This is a genomic window from Nonlabens ulvanivorans, from assembly GCF_000732625.1.
GTDB classification, from domain to species: Bacteria; Bacteroidota; Bacteroidia; order Flavobacteriales; family Flavobacteriaceae; genus Nonlabens; species Nonlabens ulvanivorans.
The window spans coordinates 96,900-116,066 of sequence record NZ_JPJI01000026.1; the positions used below are offsets into that span (position 1 = coordinate 96,900).

Here is a 19,167-nt window from a genome sequence, read left to right on the forward strand (position 1 = left end):
TTGAATTAAAGCCGTAAGTTAAGAAAAGAGATTTGAGTATTTTGCTAGTTAAAAGCAACTATTTTTGAATAGTAGCATCTTAATAAAAAAGACCATGAAACAAATACTATTCACCCTAATAGGAATAATACTCTTGATCAGTTGCGACTCTAGCGACGATCCTGGAAATGTTTTAACGAGTGACATCGTGGGAACCTGGCAACTGGTGGCAAACCTAGCTGATCCTGGTGATGGTAGTGGAACTTTTCAATCGGTTAGTAGTAATAAAACCATTACATTTAATTCAGACGGTACTTTTACATCAAATGGAAATGTGTGCGATATATCCATAACCACTAGTGCTGCTACTAATGGAACTTATAACACCATGGACAGCACCATCAACGCAAATTGTGGCACCTTAAACTTACCCATCTCATACAGTATAGATAATCTTACAATGGATATAAGCTATATATGTATTGAGGCGTGTGAGTCTAGATATAGAAAAATTAACTAGTCTTTTCTATAAGCGGCAGTTTTTTCAAATACTGCATCCAAAATATCAATATCTACCTGTTCTAGAGTAAGACCACGACGTTTCATCACCACGTCTGCGACTTCATAAGCCTTATTAGTCTTGTAAGTCATATTACCTTGAGGTCCACCCCAATTGAAAGACGGGATAAAATTGCGAGGATATCCTGCACCATAGATGTTAGCGCTCACGCCTACTACAGTACCTGTATTGAACATGGTATTGATTCCACATTTTGAATGATCACCTAACATAAGACCACAAAACTGCAAACCAGTTTTTGCAAAACGACCGGTTTCATAATCCCATAGTTTTACCTCAGCATAGTTGTTTTTAAGATTACTCGTGTTAGAGTCTGCACCTATATTGCACCACTCGCCTAATACACTGTTTCCTAAGAATCCTTCGTGACCTTTATTACTATAGCCAAAGATGACTGAATTATTTAACTCGCCGCCAACTTTAGAATGAGGTCCAACGGTCGTAGGTCCATATATCTTTGTTCCCAGTTTAGTGGCACTGTGCTCTAATAATGCAAATCCACCACGTATAATACTACCTTCCATCACCTCAGCATTTTTACCAATATAGATAGAACCACTACTTGCATTAAGAAATGTAAAATTTAATACGGCGCCTTCTTCTATAAATACACGCTCTGGATGAATGACTTGTACATTATCTGGTATAGGCTGGCTTGTTCTTCCTTTTGTAATCAGCTCAAAATCTGCTTCTAATGCTTTTCCATTTTTTGAGAAAATATCCCAGGTATGATCAATCCCATCACAATCACCTTCAAAAAGTACTTGCGTTAACTCGATAGTTGGTGTATGTACCGCTGCAGCACGATAAGCTACAATGGTATCGTTATACATTAGTTTTTGTCCTAATTTCAGTGCGTTTATTGCTTCACATAATTCATCTGTCGCAAAGATATTTCCCGCAATAACGACGTTATCATTAGTATCAGTCAGTGGATATTTAGTCTGTAGATAATCTTCTGTCAGATGACTAACGTTAGCATTTAGCCTTTGCTCCCATTTCTCTTTTAAAGTTAAAATTCCGCAACGTATGGCGCTGGTCGGTCTTGTATATGTAAAAGGTAAAAGAGCTTTATGTTTATTAAAGTCGGCTAGAATGTAGTTCATGGGACGAAAAGTTTTGCGAGTGCAAAGGTAGAGATTTTGGTTTGTTTAGTTACTGGGTTTTTAGGTTGTAGGGTTACTAAGTATTTTAAGTTTTGATTTAAATTTAGTTTTAAGTTTAAAAAGTATCTTAGCACCATGCTCGGAACTAGAAAACGTCATGTAGTAATAGCGATAGGCCTTCTGGCTCTACAAATACTGACGTATTATAATCTTAGAAATTTCCCATCATTTATCGAAAAATATTACAGTAATGGGATATATCCATATATCTCTAAAGCCATGCGCATCGGATTAGGTTGGATTCCAATATCCTTTGGTGACCTGATGTACATCGCAGGAATTGTAATGATATTAAGATGGTTATGGATATCAAAGAAGGATTTAATTACGCTTTCGCGGAAGCGTTATACGCAACTCCTATTTTCATTAAACATCATCTTATTCACTTTTCAAGTTTTATGGGGATTTAATTATTATCGACAACCGCTGAATGTGACGCTAAATATTGAACGAGAATATACCGTTGATCAACTTAAGAAGACAGTTGCCACGTATGCTGACTTTTCTAACGAGTTACATGAATCCTTACAACCTGTCGATAGTTTGCCGGTAGTTTTTAATCGAACACAAAAAGAACTATTCAAAATCGCACCCAGCGGATTTGAAAAGTTACCACAACCGCAATTGAAACAAAAATTAAAACCAAATAGCATTAAAAAATCATTACTCACCATGCCGTTAACCCATATGGGATATAGCGGATACCTGAATCCTATTACGGGAGAAGCTCAAACTAATGCATGGATCAATTGTTACAAAACACCTGTCTTGATTTTGCATGAGATGTCTCATCAATTGGGATTTGCAAAAGAAAATGAGGCTAACTATGTAGCCATTCAAGCTGGTCTGAATCACGAAGATTTACATTTCCAGTATAGCGCAAGCATTTTTGGGTTGAAGTATTTATTGAACGATCTATACACTAAAGATCCTGAAGCTTTTGAAGAAATAAAAGATCACCTAAGGCCAGGTATTTTAAAAAACTATCAAGAACTGAGAGACTTCTGGGCGCCATATGATGATAATGTTATTGAGCAAGTATCACAAGCTACTTACAACCAGTATTTAAAAGCTAACAATCAACCCGATGGGATGAAAACCTATAGCTATGTCGTATCGTTGCTCGTGAATGGATAAAGTATACTGCTCAAATAAATAGTAAAGTTCAAGCAGTATACTAAGAATTAAAGATGGCTAGTTCTTTATAATTTTAAAATCACTTTTTAATCCATTAATATCTTCGATCATTAAATTATATAAACCACTAGGTAAATGATGAATCGATATTCTTTCATTTGTAGATTCCATAACTTTTCTTCCCATCATGTCATATAATTCAACCGTATGTATTAATTCTGGTCCTTCAATAAACACGAACTCACTAGTTGGATTGGGATAAACTTTAAATGGTAGAGTTTCTAATGCTATATCACTGTTTGATAAAGTGCTATTATAATTAAAGGTAGTACGATAATTAGGTGAAAAGATCATAGCTGCAGAGTCATATTGAGACTCTGTTGAAGTTAATACTTTACTGACAAAAGGACTTTCATCATATATAAAATCGATACCCGTTTTATCTTTAAAAGGATGGTCTAATGTGCTAAGCTGTATACTAATATCAAAGTTCAAATCAATCTTATAATCCTGAGATGGGTTACCTATAACAGATGAAAGTGTAGAGATTCTATTTCCAAAGGTGTCTGAGGTATAGGTTTCTCTATCTGTTTCATTCCAAGTAGTACCATCCCATTCCTCATAAATTCTATTAGTGCGTTGATTGCTTCCGTTATAATTTATCAAATCGCGTTCACTTAATACCCATTGAGAACCTACCCAATCTTCTATTAGAAATTGTGTGATATTAGAACCATTATAAGACAAAGTAAATCGCTCTTCAAGATCGTACTGTGAACCGTTCCAAATCTCTATAATAGCAGTAGTTAAAACGCCATTAGTATAAGTTACAGTAAATCGATCACGAGATACCCAGGCAGATCCTACATATTCTTCAAACACCTGACTAATCAACTGATTTGATGAATTATAAGAATACGTAATCCTATAGCTATCTTCATACTGACTGGTTGTACTATTGTAGTTCTGATCTAGAACCACGGTAGCTAGACCGTTAGCATTATAAGAATAAATAGTCTGGTAGCCTTGTTGCCATAAAGATGTAGATGTGTCCCAAAACAAAAATTCTTCAGAGGTTAAATTACCATTGCTGTCGTAGACATAATTATTTCCAGAGCTATTTATCCACTGGCTGGTCGCTGTATCATAATACTCATCTATAGATGAAAGTAATTGGTTTTGAGCAACAAGTAAGGTGCTGAACAAAAACATAATAATTAAAGTAAAGTTTTTCATAATGAACTGATTTAAAGTGTCTTTCAAAACTACATGGAATTGATTATGCAGGTAATACCCCATATAGGGTATTTTTTATCCTCGTATTTACCAAAAGTGGATGTGAATTTTCTGTAGTTCTTAACACTTTTTAAGAATTGTAGATTAATGGAATACCTATCTTTAAAAGCTAATTTCAAAAACTTTATTAATGAAACGAGTTCTACTACTCTTATTCCTTGTACATGGTATGGCCAGTGCACAGGAATACTTCCCTAATAATGACGACATTTCTGCACGTGGTGAGGTGGTAGTTGCAATTACAAATGCAACTATAGTGACACAACCAGGTACCGTTATTAATAATGGAACTATCATCCTTAAGGATGGTAAAATATCGAATATAGGAAGCGGTATAACCGTTCCTACAGGAGCAGTTATTCAGGATGCAAATGGAAGTTACATCTACCCATCTTTTATCGAGCCTTATGCAGATTTTGGAATGGAAAAAGCAAAACGTGCTTCAGGTAGCGGTCAGCAATATGATGAGAGTCGTCAAGGTTACTACTGGAATGACCACATCCGTGCAGAGCAAGATGCCCTAGACTTCTATAAATATGACGAGAAAGAAGCTGAAAAAATGATCGATGCTGGTTATGGTGCAGTGCAAACACATATGAATGACGGTATTGCTCGCGGTTCTGGTATGCTAGTAGCTCTTAATAATAACGGTGATGACGGAATGAGAATTCTTAAAGAAGAAAGTGGAAGCTTTTTCTCATTAAAACGTAGTGTTCAAACTAGACAATCTTATCCTACTTCATTAATGGGTACACTGGCATTATTGCGTCAGACTCATTTTGATGCAGACTGGTACTCAAAAGGAAATAGTGCTACACGCGATCTATCTCTTGAAGCTCTAGTCGCTAATAAAAACTTAGTTCAAATTATTGAAGCTGGTGATAAGAAGAATGTATTGAGAGTAGATAAAATGGGTGATCGTGTCGGCAAACAATTTGTGATTGTAGGTGGTGAAGATGCTTATGAAATGATTGATGATATTAAAGCAACCAATGCGTCATTAATTTTACCTATCAACTTTCCAGATGCATATGATGTGACTAACCCGTATCAAGAGTGGTATGTAAATTTAGCAGATATGCGTGAATGGAAACAAGCACCAGCAAATCCATTTTTACTTTCTAAAGCTGGAATCAATTATGCCATCACTAGTCAAGGATTAAAAACTCCAGATAAATTGATGGAGAAATTAAAGATGGCAATGGAATACGGACTTACTGCAGACCAAGCTCTTGCAGCATTGACGACAAAACCTGCACAGATTTTGGGCGTAAGCGATATGGTGGGAACTCTTCAAAAAGGAAAAGTCGCTAACTTCATTATGACTTCTGGGCCATTATTTGAGAAGGATACTAAAATTTATGAAAATTGGGTTCAAGGCTCTAAGCATGTCATTAAAGATCGTCACCTTAAGGATATTGACGGATCTTACACGGCTCTTATCGCAGGAGACACTTATAAAATGGATATCTCTGGAGATGCTAAAAAAGTAAGTATCAAAATAGACAGTACTAAATTAGGTGGGAAAATCGCTTATGATGGTAACTGGATTACTATTACAGCTTCTCAAAAAAATGCAGATGACAAGACCTTCACTAGAATGATCAGTAAAGTATCTAAAGAAGATCGTTTGACAGGTACTGCATACCTAGCAAATGGTAATGAAGTTTCTTTTACCGCAACTAAGGATGTTGAGAAAGAAAAGGATGAAAAAGAAAAGGATGAAAAGAAAAAGGAAACTAAAACTTTAGGTCCACTCACCTTTCCAAATGTAAGCTATGGAAGCGCTACAAAACCTCAAGAAGAGACTATACTGTATCGCAACGCTACTGTATGGACTAATGAGAAAGATGGAATTTTAGAAAACACAGATGTTCTGGTTAAAAATGGAAAAATATCTAAGATAGGTAAAAACCTTAGTGCTAGTAACGCTAGAGTAATCGATGCTACAGGAAAACACTTAACTAGCGGTATTATAGATGAACATAGTCATATCGCTATAGATAATGGTGTCAATGAAGCAGGACACAATTCTACTGCCGAGGTTACTATTGAAGACGTAGTAGATCACGAAGATGTAAATATTTACAGAGATCTTGCTGGTGGAGTAACTACTTCACAACTTTTACATGGTTCTGCAAATCCTATAGGTGGACGTAGTGCGATTATTAAATTGAAATGGGGCTATTCTCCAGAAGAAATGATTTATTCTGACAGTCCTAAGTTTATCAAATTTGCATTAGGAGAAAACGTAAAACAATCGCGTTACCAGAATGGTGTGCGTTTCCCACAGACTCGTATGGGTGTAGAACAAGTATTTGAAGACTACTTTACTCGTGCAAGAGAATATGCAGATTCTAAAGGAAAAAAGAACTTCCGCTATGATGAAGAAATGGAAGTTATTCTAGAAATTCTTGAAAGTGAGCGATTCGTTTCTTGTCACTCTTATGTGCAGACAGAAATCAACATGTTAATGAAAGTGGCTGAAAAGCACGGTTTCCGTATCAATACATTTACACATATTCTAGAAGGTTATAAAATGGCCGATAAGATGAAAGAACATGGTGTAGGTGGATCTACATTCTCTGATTGGTGGGCTTATAAATATGAAGTCAACGACGCTATACCTTATAACGCAGCCATCATGCATTCTCAAGGTGTGGTCACAGCAATCAATTCAGATGATGCTGAGATGTCTAGACGTTTAAATCAAGAAGCGGCAAAAGCAGTAAAATATGGAAACGTCAGTGAAGAAGATGCTTGGAAATTTGTAACCTTAAACCCTGCAAAACTTTTACATATCGATGATCGTACAGGAAGTATTAAAACAGGAAAAGATGCAGATCTGGTTCTTTGGTCAGATAATCCTTTATCTGTTGCGGCAACCGCAGAGGTTACTATGATTGATGGGATTGTGTTTTTTGATAAGGAACGTGATCTACGCTTTCGCGAAAGCATAAAAGAAGAACGCCAGCAGCTTATCAATGAAATGATCGCTGCAAAGAATAAAGGACTCAAAACACAAGAGCCAAAACAATCTACTAAAACTCTTTATGAGTGTAACACGCTAGAATGGTAATCATGAAAAGAATCATATATATATTATGCGCTGTAGTAGGATTTACCGCAGCAGCACAACAAACTCCAGCACCTGCAGCAAACAAGTCATATACCATTATGAATGCTACAGCACACATAGGTAATGGAGAGCTTATAGAAAATAGTGTCATCGTTATAGAAAACGGTAAAATTACCACAGTTGCAGATGCTACAACTGTAAAAATGCAACCAAAAGGAGAAGTCATTAACGCCAGCGGATTGCATGTTTATCCAGGTATTATAGCTTGTAATACAACGCTAGGTCTAGTAGAAATAGATGCGGTAAAAGCGAGTGATGATGATAGAGAAATAGGAACTTATAATCCGCATATACGTAGTTTAATTGCTTATAATGCAGAGAGTCGTGTGGTTGAAACCATGAGACCTAATGGTGTTCTTATTGCGCAAGTAGTACCACGTGGTGGTCGTATTTCTGGTCAGAGTAGTGTGATGCAAATGGATGCATGGAACTGGGAAGATGCCGCAGTACGAGTGGATGATGGTGTACATATCAACTGGCCTAGAACTTTTAGAAGATCTGGTAGCTGGTATGAGCCAGGACCTACTATCCCTAGTAAAAACTATGATAAAGAAGTAGATGAATTGACTCAATTCTTAGCTGCAGCGCGTGCTTATACAGGAAGTGGAAAGAAAGATTTAAAGTATGCATCTTTAAAACCAGTGCTTGCAGGAAATGCAACGGCTTATATACATGTGAATGGAGAAAAAGCGATACGCGACGTTTTAGGATTTGTAAAAGAACAAGGTTTAAAAAAAGTCGTTCTAGTTGGTGCTCAAGGTGCTCAAAACGTGACTAAAGAATTGGTAGCGATGAACATTCCAGTTCTTGCAGGTAGAGTTCACGATTTACCAGCCAGAGATGATGCCGACTATGACATGCCTTACAAGTTTCCAAAATTGTTAAGTGATGCTGGTGTGTTAGTCGCATTAGAGAATTCAGGAGATATGGAACGTCACCAAGCTCGTAATTTCCCATTCTATGCTGGACATACGGTAGGTTTTGGAATGGATCCAGAAAAAGCATTACAATTAGTGACTTTAAATGCTGCAACTGTTTTAGGGATTGAGAAAGATTATGGATCTCTAGAACAAGGTAAAAGCGCTACCCTATTCATCTCAAAAGGAGATGCCTTAGATATGCGAGGAAATCAATTGACTCGTGCTTTTATTGATGGACGTGATATTTCTTTGAACACTAGACAGAAGGATTTGAATGATCGTTATATGGAGAAGTATAGTAAGCAGTAGAGTTATTTTTTAATTTTTAAAGCCAGTCCTTTGTGACTGGCTTTTTAATATCCAACCATGAAACACTCCATCAACAACGAAAAAACAGTCTACAACGGCTTTTTCAAAGTCCTAGAAGCTCAAGTGACTCACGATAAATTGAATGAAAGTGGATCTATAGAAGCTACACGTATTTGTTTAGAACGAGGAGATAGCGTAGCGGTGCTTATTTATGAAACGGATACCGATAGCTTTCTATTTACCAAACAATTCAGATATCCTAGTGCCAGACGTAATCATCCGTGGATGTTAGAACTTGTAGCTGGATCTGTAGAAGACGGAGAAAACCCTATGGATTGTGCCCAACGAGAAATTGAAGAAGAAATAGGCTATGAAACTAAAGAACTGGAATTGATAACCACTTACTTCCCATCACCTGGTGGCTGCTCAGAACAAATCTATTTGTATTATACTGAGGTCAACAGCTCTCAAAAGACTTTAAAAGGTGGCGGAGCAGTCTCTGAAAAAGAAGATATTGAGTTGATTAAAATAAAACGATCTGATCTTAAAATACACCTTGATGAAGGTGCTTTTAATAATTCCATTTCATTGATAGGAATTCAGTGGTATTTATTAAATAAAAGATTAGCCTAGGGCAACTTTTGAGCGATGTAAAAAATTACAGCTCCGGCTACATAGCAACCTATATCCCAAACGTCTCTAGTATATCCTTCTGAGTTTAAGGGAAGATAGTATTCAAAATAATAAGAGTATAAAACCACTAAACTTATAAGGCTTAAAACACCTATTCGTAATTGATAATTCTTTTTTACCATCCATAGTACATGAAGACATATAGTAGCGATGATAGGGATGACCAATATATCATTGAGATAACTAAAAATGAATGGATAAGATTCATACTGTACTAACTTCATGAATTGAACAGCAGCATACATCAACATGCATATTAATGCTACAATATGCAATGTTACTAAGGGTACCTTTTTTATCATGTAGCTAGCAACGCTATTAACCACGCCAGAAACATTCCAACAGCCATAACTACCATCCAGATAGAATGAAGTACTTTATAAGATCCACTAACGAACCAGTAAGGACTTTGCTCCCATTTTTCAATAAAAGACTTTTTATTTAGTACCTTCTTAGGGTCTATATCATCAGGTTTGCCTGTATTGGGATTTTCTTTTGAATTGCTGGAATCATTATGAAGTAACTGTTTATCTCTCATTGTAGTCTACACTATGATCATAAATTTATTTATCAATCACTACAGTTTTAATGTTACAAAACTCTCTGATACCAAAATGTGATAATTCCCTACCATAACCTGAAATTCCAGTTCCACCAAATGGTAATGCAGGATGACTAGCAACCTTAGCATTTACAAATACGGCACCATCATCAAACCTAGAGACGAGTTTTTCCACTTTTTCTACATCTTGTGTAAATAGAGATACTCCTAGACCAAATTCTGAATCATTTACTAATTCAACAGCTTCATCCTCATTTTTAAAAGTTGTTACAGCCATTAAAGGACCAAATGTTTCTTCCTTGAATACAGGCATATCTTTAGTAACACCTGTTAAAATAGTAGGTTCAAAAAACGCTTTATCTCGCTTTCCTCCTAGTTCAAGGGTTGCGCCCATTTCTATAGACTTATTCATAAGATCTTCTAACTCCTCTGCAAGATCTTCTCTAGACATTACTCCTATGTAGGTTTCATCATTTTCAGGATCTCCTACTTTTAAATCTTTTACAGCAGTTTTGAATCTTTCCATGAACACATCTGCAATATCTTCATGCAATAAGAGTCTCTTACCTGCTATACAGCTTTGTCCCGTATTTTGATAGCGTGCAGCCACACAGGTCTCGACAGATTGTTCGATATCTGCATCTTTAAATACCACTAATGCATTATTCCCACCTAATTCCAAAACCGTTTTTTTAATCTCACTTCCCGCAGTTCCGGCAACAGCACTACCTGCTGGCTTTGATCCTGTTAAGGTTACTGCTTTAACTATAGGGTTTTTGATTATATTTTCTACCGCTTTACTACCTATTACTAGGTTTGTAAAACAACCTTTCGGAAATCCAGCATCAATAAAAATATCTTCCATCAATACAGCACTACCCATTACACTACTCGCATGTTTCAACACACCTACATTACCAGCCATTAACGCGGGAACTATAAAACGCATCACTTGCCAGAATGGGTAATTCCATGGCATCACTGCTAGTACGACTCCTAAAGGCTCATAGGAGACATAAGATTTAAAATGATCTGTATCTACATATTCATTTTTAAGATGACTCTCCGCATTAGCGGCATAATACTCACACAACCAAGCGCATTTTTCAAGTTCACTTCGAGATTGGGCGATGGGTTTCCCCATTTCTCGAGTCATTTTAATAGCATAATCATCCGTATTCTGGCGCAATAAATCTGCAACCTTTAATATAAGTTGAGATCGGTGTTCATAGCTTGTTAATCGCCATTGTTCAAATTGATCTTGTGCGTTGTTTAGTTTTTCCTCTATTGCTTTTGAATTATCTTCTTGATATTTTTTGAGCTCTTGACCGTTATATGGATTGATTGTCTGTATCACTTTTTTATTTTAAAGATACTGATTATTGAATCTAAAGAAGGCAAGATTTACACGAGTTTAACGACTATAAAATTAGTGTTGATAAGGTTGTTGAGAAACTACGCTTCCGCGAAAGCGTAATAAACACAAGCCTTAGTAACTTTAAAAAACCTTCTATCATGAATAATCGAGACGAATATCTAGTAGCACTAAGACCTGAGATTCCTAATGCACGAGTAAGTGATGACATGTCTATTGAAGAACAATTTCAAAATAGAACACTAAGACCCATTGCAAAATTACAGCACGATTTATTAATAGCCGTTTTTCATAATTATATTAAGAAACATAAGAATGTGTTTTTTGGGCTGACCTCTAATAAGCGTATAGATTATATCGAGAATGCTGTAAATCGAGATCAGAAATTCCGTAACTCTCTTAAAGGTATCATTATAGGTCAATTCACTGTAAATGAATATCTTGCATACATTAAGAACTCTAGTGCTCTTAACAAGCGTATGATGAATTTAGTACGTGAAAGATTGATAAATAGTATTCAACTTTTTGAACGTCCACCAGTAGAATTATAAAAGTTTAAGTATACATTTACATAGGATAGCATAATGATTATCCAGTACTTAAAACTTTATATATCATGCTTAAAATCAATGCGGTAAATAAGTGTAAAGAGGTTATACAAAATAGTATAGACCGCTATAAAGTGCGTGTTCAGGAATTAGGCGATTCTCTAGCAGACAACGATGCCAGTAATGATGCCGAAGATGATGATGGCTCTGGTGAATTAATGGCCGATTTTGAGCGATACAACAATCTTAAAGATGAACACGAGAAGTTAAAGAGAGCTTTTGAAAATATCTCTTACGGTAGTGGTAAAACGGTCGTGACGGAAGGTGCTCTAGTCACTACTGACTCAAATATGTTTTTAATAAGTGTCTCCTTAGGTGAACTGATAACTGATGAAGGAGATAAATTCTATGCTATATCTTCTAATGCGCCTATCTATGAGGCTATGAAGAATTTAACGGCTGGTGATTCTTTTACTTTCAACGGTATGACTCGTAAGATTTTTAAAATCAATTAAATTAAAGATTCACCATTTAAATCTGTCGTTAAAACATCTGTCATATAATCTAAGAATGGTCTAGCTGTTTCAAATGACTTATTGATATTGTCAAAGAACTCTGGACTCTGAATTTCTTGATCTGTGAAGCTTTTCAAAAAGTGATAGCTTTTAAATCTTATCAAATCAATATCTGGATGTGTCTTATCAAAATTTCTCGGAGCCGTCTTTAACTGTTCTCCTTGAAAGGTTCCCCATGTTTTCAAAAATTGAGGCTCCTCGATAATATCTCTTAATTCTTGTGCGTCTACCTCTAACTCCTTACGTACTCTTAAAAGATCATCTTTCTCTGGACCAAAAAAACCTACTCCTATCAAATGATTACCTGGCTTTATACGCATATAATAACTGCCACGGCGCTCTACACCAGCACGCATCCAGTTAGCGCTTCTATGTACTTTAAAAGGCGTTTTATCTTTTGAAAATCGAATATCTCGATAAATTCTATATGTTTTAGACTTTTCAATTACATCATGCTGATTTAGCAAGTCGGTAATTTCATTAATACTGTTTTTAAAAGCACTATCTAGTTCCAGGAATTGAGGTTTGTGATTCTCAAACCATGGTCTGTTATTATTCTTTTCTAGTGAAGTAAGAAAGGTAAGAAGTTCTTTATGTATCATAAATTAAAGATGTAAAAAAACCGCTTCATTTAACTTGAAGCGGTTTTTAATAAAAGTAAGAATATATTGTTATCTAACTATTAACTTTCTTGTACTTGCCGTTATACCATTTCCAACTCTTACAAGATAGATACCAGAATTTAAGTCGGCCGTAGAAATACGTTGCTCAAATAAACCATTGTTGTCAAATGATCTAGACATTACTTCTTGTCCTAAAACATCATAAACATTGACATTAATTTTATCACCAGATAACTGATTATTAAATGCTACGGTAAAGTGATCTGTTGCTGGATTAGGATAAATACTAAAACTGTCTAATTGATCTTCTTTGTTAGAGAATGTTGCTGGATCTGCACCTGTGATAATCAGAGAAAAAGCTTGTGGAGCAAAAAACAAATTTCCTTTGTGTGTTACAGTGACTGTGTATGTTCCAGAAGCATTATCAATTTCAATTTTTTCATAATTATCAACGTTATTAGGAGCAATATTAGTAGCAGCTGCAGCTGGTGATGCAGGATCTAAACTCCATGGATAATATGTATTACCTGATGCATCAGTTACCACTAAATCTAAGTCATTTGTAATCGCAGGGCGTGTTGGGTCCTCAGTAGTTATATCAGAATTTGGGAAAGGTTGCAACGACCTAAAGTCAGTCCAAGAAATTGATATTACTAAATCATTTCCACCTGATACTGAAAAAGTAGACTTTGTATACGTGGCTGCATTTGCCAATGATAATTCTTCGATTGAAGAACTGTTACCATCATTCTGAATTGCTAACGCTGCCGCCTCTGTATCTAGAAGTCCCCATCCAAATTGATAATCAGGACCATCAAAAGTACCTGCTTCTTTCACCGTGTGAAGGGCTAAACCTTTAACAGTAGCAGACTTCATGTATTGAGAGTTTAAAGAGTTATAATATTGTTGCAATAAAATTAATCCACCAGATACTGCTGGAGCTGACATACTTGTACCGCTTATAGTGGCATATCCAGAATTCCCTTGATTATAATATGACGAATACATGTTAACACCTTTAGTAGTGATGTCTGGCTTCACACGACCATCATCAGCAGGACCCCAAGAACTAAATGAAGACATAGGAACTGATGCAGGACTCGCATAATTAGGATTTCCCACCGCTGCACCAACTATCATAGCGTTTTTTGAAAGTTTATCACCTGTTAAAAGGTCATAACCATTGTCCATTGTGTTAACTCCTGTATTTCGAGAGTTACCAGCAGACATAACCGGTAAATAATAAGGTGCGTTGAAAGTGATGTTATCGACTGCTGCTGCTTCAGTTCCATAACGACCTAAAAAGACACGATTAACATTACCTGAAGGTATACCGTAACTATGGTTAGAAATTAACATACCATTACTGGCTTCAGTCGTCATTTCTGAATTGTCATTAGTAAAATTATAAAACTTTGCAGTTGCCTGCGGAGCAATACCTATGGCATTATTATCAGGACCATTTGCTACAATAGTTCCAGTTACGTGAGTTGCATGGTCATCATCGTCAGGATCTCCTGAGGAAACAGGAGCTTCTCCTGCAACCACTCGCCCTATTAAAGCTTCATGAGTTTGTAGTACTCTAGCTCCATCCCAAACGCCAACTTCCATGTTTTGACCTTCTATATTAATTCCCAAAGATCCACCATTCCACAATTCATTTGCACCTTGCATTAATCCAGCAATACGATTATCTGTGGACATATAAATAGGTTCATTGTCAATAACATCATATAATGCACCTGAAGAACCATCTTCGAACGATTTACGTAGAGGCCATCCATTCTCTTTTGCAAGACGTGTGGCACGTTCCATTCTTATTTCATATTCCTGTTGGAATTCTAGTCTTAGCTCTTCTAATTTTACTTGATCATAATCTTTTGTAATTTGTGCACGCTCTTCAGCGGTTTGCCCAAAAGAAAGACCTGAACTAAGCAAAGCTAATCCAAGGATAAGTGTAGTCTTTTTCATGTTTTTATTTATAAGTAGGGTTCTTTTGTTAATAAGTATCTTTCAGCTTTATCGATATTAAAATATCTTTGCAGAAATTACTGTATTAGAGTCGAAAAATACGTAAAAAAATTACAATTGGTTTGTATTTAACTAATTCTAATGACACAAATAAGCTATAATAGTATCACAAAAGCATAACACAATATGAAATTTATTGTCTCAAGTTCTTATTTACAGAAACACCTTCAAATGTTGGGTGGCGTTATTAACAGTAACAACACCTTACCTATATTAGATAACTTTTTATTGGAGTTAAATGGTAAAGAGCTTAAAGTATCTGCATCAGACATGGAAACAACCATGCTTACCGCCCTAGAAGTTGAAAGTGAAGATGACGGCAGCATTGCTATACCTGCAAAGCTATTACTTGATACTTTAAAAACTTTCCCTGAACAACCGCTTACTTTCAGTGCAGATAATGGTATCATGACAGTAAGCCATGATAAAGGTAGTTCTGAAATAGCCTGTGCAAATGGTGAGGAATTCCCTAAAGCGGTAAGTTTAACAGATCCGAGTAGTACTTCTATACTAGGTGATACTCTAGCAACTGCAATAAATAAAACCATTTTTGCTGCTGGAAATGACGACCTTAGACCAGTAATGTCTGGTGTATTCTTTCAATTCTCAACAGACTCATTAACCTTTGTAGCGACAGATGCTCACAAATTAGTAAGATACCGTAGAGAAGATTTATCTGCTAGTGAAACAGCAGAATTTATTATGCCTAAAAAGCCCTTGAATCTTTTAAAATCAATGTTACAAGGTAGTGAGACAGAGGTTTTAATAGAATATAATGAAAGTAATGCTCAATTTACGTTTGACTCAACGAGTATAATTTGTCGTCTAATAGACGGTAAGTATCCTAACTATGAAGCCGTTATTCCAAAGGAAAACCCTAATAAATTAGTGATTACCCGTAATCAATTTTTAAACTCTGTGAGACGTGTAAGTATCTTTTCTAATAAGACAACTCACCAAATCAGACTTAAAATGGCTGGTGCAGAGTTAAACATATCTGCAGAAGATCTAGATTACAGCAACAAGGCAGATGAAAGACTTACTTGTGATTATCAAGGAGATGATATGCAAATAGGTTTTAATAGTCGTTTCCTAATTGAAATGTTGAACAATTTAAACTGTGAAGATGTCTCTCTTGAAATGTCTATGCCTAATAGAGCTGGAATCTTAACACCAGTAGATGGTCTAGATGAAGGTGAACATGTAACTATGCTTGTGATGCCAGTAATGCTTAATCAATAAAAGCACTTACTTTATATAAATAAAAAAGGCTCGCAAAATGCGAGCCTTTTTTATTTATATCCAACATAACATTACGCATGTTGTTCTTCATGTTTACCTTCTTTTACTTCTTCTACAAGCTTTGCATTGAATGCATCTAAATCATCAGGTGTTCTACTCGTTGTAAAGCCTTCATCAACGACGACTTCTTCATCCACCCAATTTCCTCCTGCGTTTTCAATGTCCTTCTGCAACGATGGGTAAGATGTTAACTTACGTCCATTTAATACGCCAGCATCTATCAAGGGTTGAATACCGTGGCAAATTGCACTTACTGGCTTATGTTGTTTAAAGAAGTCTTTGATAAATCTTATGGATGCATCATCTTGTCTTAATTGATCTGGATTCAATACGCCGCCAGGCAACATCAAAGAGTTATAGTCGCTTGCGGACACATCTGACACTGCATGATCTACCTTATACGTTTCTGACCAATTTCCGTCATTCCACGCCTTTATAGACTCTCCTGAAGGGCTTATAATATGTACAGTCGCACCTGCATCTTCTAATGCTTTTTTAGGACTGGTTAATTCTATTTCTTCAAATCCGTTTGTGGCTAATATGGCTACTTTCTTTTTCATGGTATATATTATTTTTAAATTCTCTACAAAAGTCACATACTGCCATGTGTTTATATAATAAGAGCCTGCTAAGATTTACTTAGCAGGCTCTTAAATTTTACCGATTTAGCAAAAATTAACTTAAATACCGCTCCATTATCACGTTTTCGTGATGCTTATTGTGACCAGCAATTAAAAAAGGAATCACACGTACACTCATAGCGCTATCGCTTGCAATACCTTTAATCATAAGTTGATCTACCGTAATAGACTTAAATAAATCAATAGTAGCGTTTCTAGTAGCTTGAAAAGAATTTAATAGATCCGCTTTCGCGAAAGCGTAATTTTTATAATCTCTAGCAAATACATCTTGATCAAATCCTGGTAAAGGTGTTACATCACCTCTCATAAATCTAAGGGCTCGATAAGCAAACACACGTTCTGTATCGATATTATGCATCAACACCTCACCTATCGACCACTTTCCTTCTCCATATGTAGTGTCTAGAGGCTTGTCTATCGCTTTTATAAAATGTAAGGTATCCTCTAAACTAGTTTCAAGAATCGTATCAATGGTTGCTGCCTCTGGTACTAAATTTAAATAATGATCGTAGTAGCTATTGTACTCTTCTGATTGAATTTCTTTACGAGTCATTATTTAAAGGTCTTGAAAAACTTTATGAAGTAATCTTTTCTTATCGTTAATGCTTTCTTCTAACGATATCATGGTTTCTGTACGACTAACTCCTTCAATATCATCAAGCAAGAAAATAATTTTTTTTGCATGAGTGGTGTCCTGAGCTCTAATTTTACAAAAGATATTAAACTTACCTGTCGTAATATGCGCTACAGTAACAAAAGGAATCTCTTTAATACGACTGATTACAAATTGAGTCTGTGACGTTTTTTCTAAAAAGACACCTATATATGCGATAAATGTATATCCCAATTGCTCATAGTCCACAGTTAGAGAAGATCCTTTTATTATTCCACTTTCTTCCATCTTTTTAACTCGTACATGAACTGTTCCTGCCGATATATTTAATCGCTTTGCGATGTCTGTAAAAGGTGTTCTCGTGTTTTCAATTAACACATCAAGTATTTGCTTATCTATGTCGTCAATCCTTGCCATTTCTTTATTTTATCAATTATTTACAAAAAAACACAAAAAACTAAGATAAACCCGAACAAAAAGTCAGTTTTATCATATAATTAATAGAAAATCTGAATATCTAAACTATTACTAATAATCTTTTGCCCTGTAGATATCTCAAAGTCAACAACGGCATCAATTAAACTCATATCTATAATGCGATGCGCATTTTTTACTGTAGCATCATTAACACCAGTAAGAAACGGAACAAAGTAAAGAATATCATCGCTCAAAACCTCTCGATACATTATAGATAAATCGACTGTACTTTTACCTGATGGGACATTTTTTATGAGAATATCACAAAAGTTAGTTTCTATTGGAGTAATCGAATGATACTCACTAAGCACTTTTTGAGAATCTACATCATCACTTGACGCAATAACCTCAATAGCACGTTGTAATGACTTAAATATGGAATGAACAGTTTCGGTACGATAATAATCATCATCTGCCTGTCCTGCCTCAAATAGTATTGTAGGAACACCTAGAGATTGGAACGTATCTCCAACACAATTTGCATTAAAACCATCTCCATATCTACCTATGATGTGATTTGAATCATGGCTAATACAATCAATTAATTGATTGATAACATTCATTGCTTTTAAACGTGCAGGTGTCACCTCTCTAGATTCATCGGCTGCAGGAGATAAGAAAGAACAGTGAATTCCTTTACTTCCATCTGGTGTTCCATAGATCGTTCTTTGATCATGAAGGTTGAAACAATAGTCAGGTTGAAAAACCTCAAATGCAGTTTTTAAAAGAACACTTTCTGGCTGAGAAAGATTCTGAGCATCTCGATTTAAATCTACAGAATTTGCGTTTTCCCTGGTCCATCTCTTTAATCCGTCTGGGTTTAAGACAGGAATTATGTATAATGAATATTTTTTAAAATTATCTGACTTTACAAACCAATCCATAAAAGGAATCAACGCTCTAGTAGTGGTAGATTCATTTCCATGCATTTGTGACCACATCAATATTTTAATTGAACCAGATCCTAATTGCACATTATAAATAGAATTACCTAAAACAGATTTCCCTAGTTCACTTTTAATAGAGTGATACCCCTTAAAACTACCTATAAGAGTATCTAAGGAACTAATAAAATCTTCATATATAAAGTAACGCTTATCGAGAACAGGTGCCATGACGTTAGTATTAAAGCAGGTTGTATTCATTGTGACAAAATAAATGATACAAATGTAACTCATCCGCAGTTTACACATGTAAACAC

The 19,167-nt window shown here is 35.7% G+C and carries 19 protein-coding genes; 8 read left to right on the forward strand and 11 right to left on the reverse strand.

Features of this window, described 5'->3' with window-relative positions:
- The first annotated feature begins 94 nt into the window (after positions 1-94).
- Complete coding sequence (locus tag IL45_RS04215) at positions 95-499, forward strand: lipocalin family protein (protein WP_036580734.1); 405 nt, start codon at positions 95-97, stop codon at positions 497-499.
- Here IL45_RS04215 and IL45_RS04220 read toward each other — a convergent pair.
- Positions 496-1,665 carry a GlmU family protein gene (locus tag IL45_RS04220; protein ID WP_036580737.1) on the reverse strand — a complete coding sequence of 390 codons (1,170 nt, stop codon included), beginning with the start codon at positions 1,663-1,665 and terminating at the stop codon, positions 496-498. The two genes, IL45_RS04215 and IL45_RS04220, sit on opposite strands and share 4 nt — an antisense overlap.
- 135 nt (positions 1,666-1,800) lie before the next feature.
- Between IL45_RS04220 and IL45_RS04225 the strand changes: the two genes are divergently transcribed.
- Positions 1,801-2,862: a DUF3810 domain-containing protein gene (locus IL45_RS04225; RefSeq protein ID WP_036580739.1), complete on the forward strand. Its 1,062-nt coding sequence runs from the start codon at positions 1,801-1,803 to the stop codon at positions 2,860-2,862.
- 57 nt (positions 2,863-2,919) lie between these two features.
- Here IL45_RS04225 and IL45_RS04230 read toward each other — a convergent pair whose 3' ends face one another.
- The gene (locus IL45_RS04230; protein WP_036580741.1) at positions 2,920-4,098 is read right to left on the reverse strand and encodes a T9SS type A sorting domain-containing protein; all 1,179 of its coding nucleotides are present in this window, start codon (positions 4,096-4,098) and stop codon (positions 2,920-2,922) included.
- A 190-nt stretch (positions 4,099-4,288) separates the two neighbouring features.
- Here IL45_RS04230 and IL45_RS04235 point away from each other — a divergent pair, with 190 nt between their 5' ends.
- Genes IL45_RS04235 through IL45_RS04245 form a run of 3 tightly spaced genes read left to right on the forward strand, consistent with a single transcriptional unit; the run spans position 4,289 to position 9,159 of the window.
- Positions 4,289-7,237, forward strand: a complete 2,949-nt coding sequence (locus IL45_RS04235; RefSeq protein WP_036580742.1) for an amidohydrolase family protein — start codon at positions 4,289-4,291, stop codon at positions 7,235-7,237.
- Positions 7,238-7,239: 2 nt separating this feature from the next.
- Positions 7,240-8,526 carry an amidohydrolase family protein gene (locus IL45_RS04240; RefSeq protein WP_036582003.1) on the forward strand — a complete coding sequence of 429 codons (1,287 nt, stop codon included), beginning with the start codon at positions 7,240-7,242 and terminating at the stop codon, positions 8,524-8,526.
- Between the two features lie 57 nt (positions 8,527-8,583).
- A complete protein-coding gene (locus IL45_RS04245; protein WP_036580745.1) occupies positions 8,584-9,159 on the forward strand; it encodes an NUDIX domain-containing protein in 576 nt (191 codons plus the stop codon).
- Here the strand turns inward: IL45_RS04245 and IL45_RS04250 are convergent.
- The 3 genes from IL45_RS04250 to IL45_RS04260 are packed head-to-tail and all read right to left on the reverse strand — an operon-like array spanning position 9,156 to position 11,138.
- A complete protein-coding gene (locus IL45_RS04250; RefSeq protein ID WP_146128650.1) occupies positions 9,156-9,521 on the reverse strand; it encodes a hypothetical protein in 366 nt (121 codons plus the stop codon). The two genes, IL45_RS04245 and IL45_RS04250, sit on opposite strands and share 4 nt — an antisense overlap.
- Positions 9,518-9,757 carry a hypothetical protein gene (locus tag IL45_RS04255; RefSeq protein ID WP_036580748.1) on the reverse strand — a complete coding sequence of 80 codons (240 nt, stop codon included), beginning with the start codon at positions 9,755-9,757 and terminating at the stop codon, positions 9,518-9,520. The genes IL45_RS04250 and IL45_RS04255 overlap by 4 nt, the downstream gene beginning before the upstream one ends.
- A gap of 25 nt (positions 9,758-9,782) precedes the next feature.
- Positions 9,783-11,138, reverse strand: a complete 1,356-nt coding sequence (locus IL45_RS04260) for an NAD-dependent succinate-semialdehyde dehydrogenase (protein ID WP_036580751.1) — start codon at positions 11,136-11,138, stop codon at positions 9,783-9,785.
- Positions 11,139-11,296: 158 nt separating this feature from the next.
- Between IL45_RS04260 and IL45_RS04265 the strand changes: the two genes are divergently transcribed.
- Positions 11,297-11,707, forward strand: a complete 411-nt coding sequence (locus IL45_RS04265; protein WP_036580753.1) for a hypothetical protein — start codon at positions 11,297-11,299, stop codon at positions 11,705-11,707.
- Positions 11,708-11,772: 65 nt separating this feature from the next.
- On the forward strand, positions 11,773-12,219 hold the full coding sequence (locus IL45_RS04270; protein WP_036580755.1) for a hypothetical protein: 447 nt from the start codon (positions 11,773-11,775) through the stop codon (positions 12,217-12,219).
- On the opposite strand, the gene IL45_RS04275 is transcribed toward IL45_RS04270, so the two are convergent.
- Together IL45_RS04275 and IL45_RS04280 are read right to left on the reverse strand one after the other, a co-directional pair.
- A complete protein-coding gene (locus tag IL45_RS04275; protein ID WP_036580758.1) occupies positions 12,216-12,881 on the reverse strand; it encodes a DUF2461 domain-containing protein in 666 nt (221 codons plus the stop codon). The genes IL45_RS04270 and IL45_RS04275 overlap by 4 nt on opposite strands.
- Before the next feature lie 69 nt (positions 12,882-12,950).
- Entirely contained in the window at positions 12,951-14,873 is a 1,923-nt protein-coding gene (locus IL45_RS04280) for a S8 family serine peptidase (RefSeq protein ID WP_051788642.1), read from the reverse strand.
- A gap of 186 nt (positions 14,874-15,059) precedes the next feature.
- Here IL45_RS04280 and dnaN point away from each other — a divergent pair, with 186 nt between their 5' ends.
- Positions 15,060-16,175, forward strand: a complete 1,116-nt coding sequence (gene dnaN, locus IL45_RS04285) for a DNA polymerase III subunit beta (RefSeq protein WP_036580761.1) — start codon at positions 15,060-15,062, stop codon at positions 16,173-16,175.
- Between the two features lie 71 nt (positions 16,176-16,246).
- Here dnaN and IL45_RS04290 read toward each other — a convergent pair whose 3' ends face one another.
- The 4 genes from IL45_RS04290 to IL45_RS04305 form a co-directional block, all read right to left on the reverse strand.
- Positions 16,247-16,795, reverse strand: coding sequence for a type 1 glutamine amidotransferase domain-containing protein (locus IL45_RS04290; RefSeq protein WP_036580763.1), 549 nt, complete (start codon positions 16,793-16,795; stop codon positions 16,247-16,249).
- Positions 16,796-16,910: 115 nt separating this feature from the next.
- Positions 16,911-17,429 carry a DinB family protein gene (locus IL45_RS04295; RefSeq protein WP_036580765.1) on the reverse strand — a complete coding sequence of 173 codons (519 nt, stop codon included), beginning with the start codon at positions 17,427-17,429 and terminating at the stop codon, positions 16,911-16,913.
- 3 nt (positions 17,430-17,432) lie between these two features.
- Positions 17,433-17,906 (reverse strand): Lrp/AsnC family transcriptional regulator, encoded by a 474-nt coding sequence (locus IL45_RS04300; RefSeq protein WP_036580768.1) that lies wholly within the window; start codon positions 17,904-17,906, stop codon positions 17,433-17,435.
- Positions 17,907-17,986: 80 nt separating this feature from the next.
- Positions 17,987-19,111: a M14 family zinc carboxypeptidase gene (locus tag IL45_RS04305; protein WP_051788643.1), complete on the reverse strand. Its 1,125-nt coding sequence runs from the start codon at positions 19,109-19,111 to the stop codon at positions 17,987-17,989.
- Positions 19,112-19,167 lie beyond the last annotated feature (56 nt).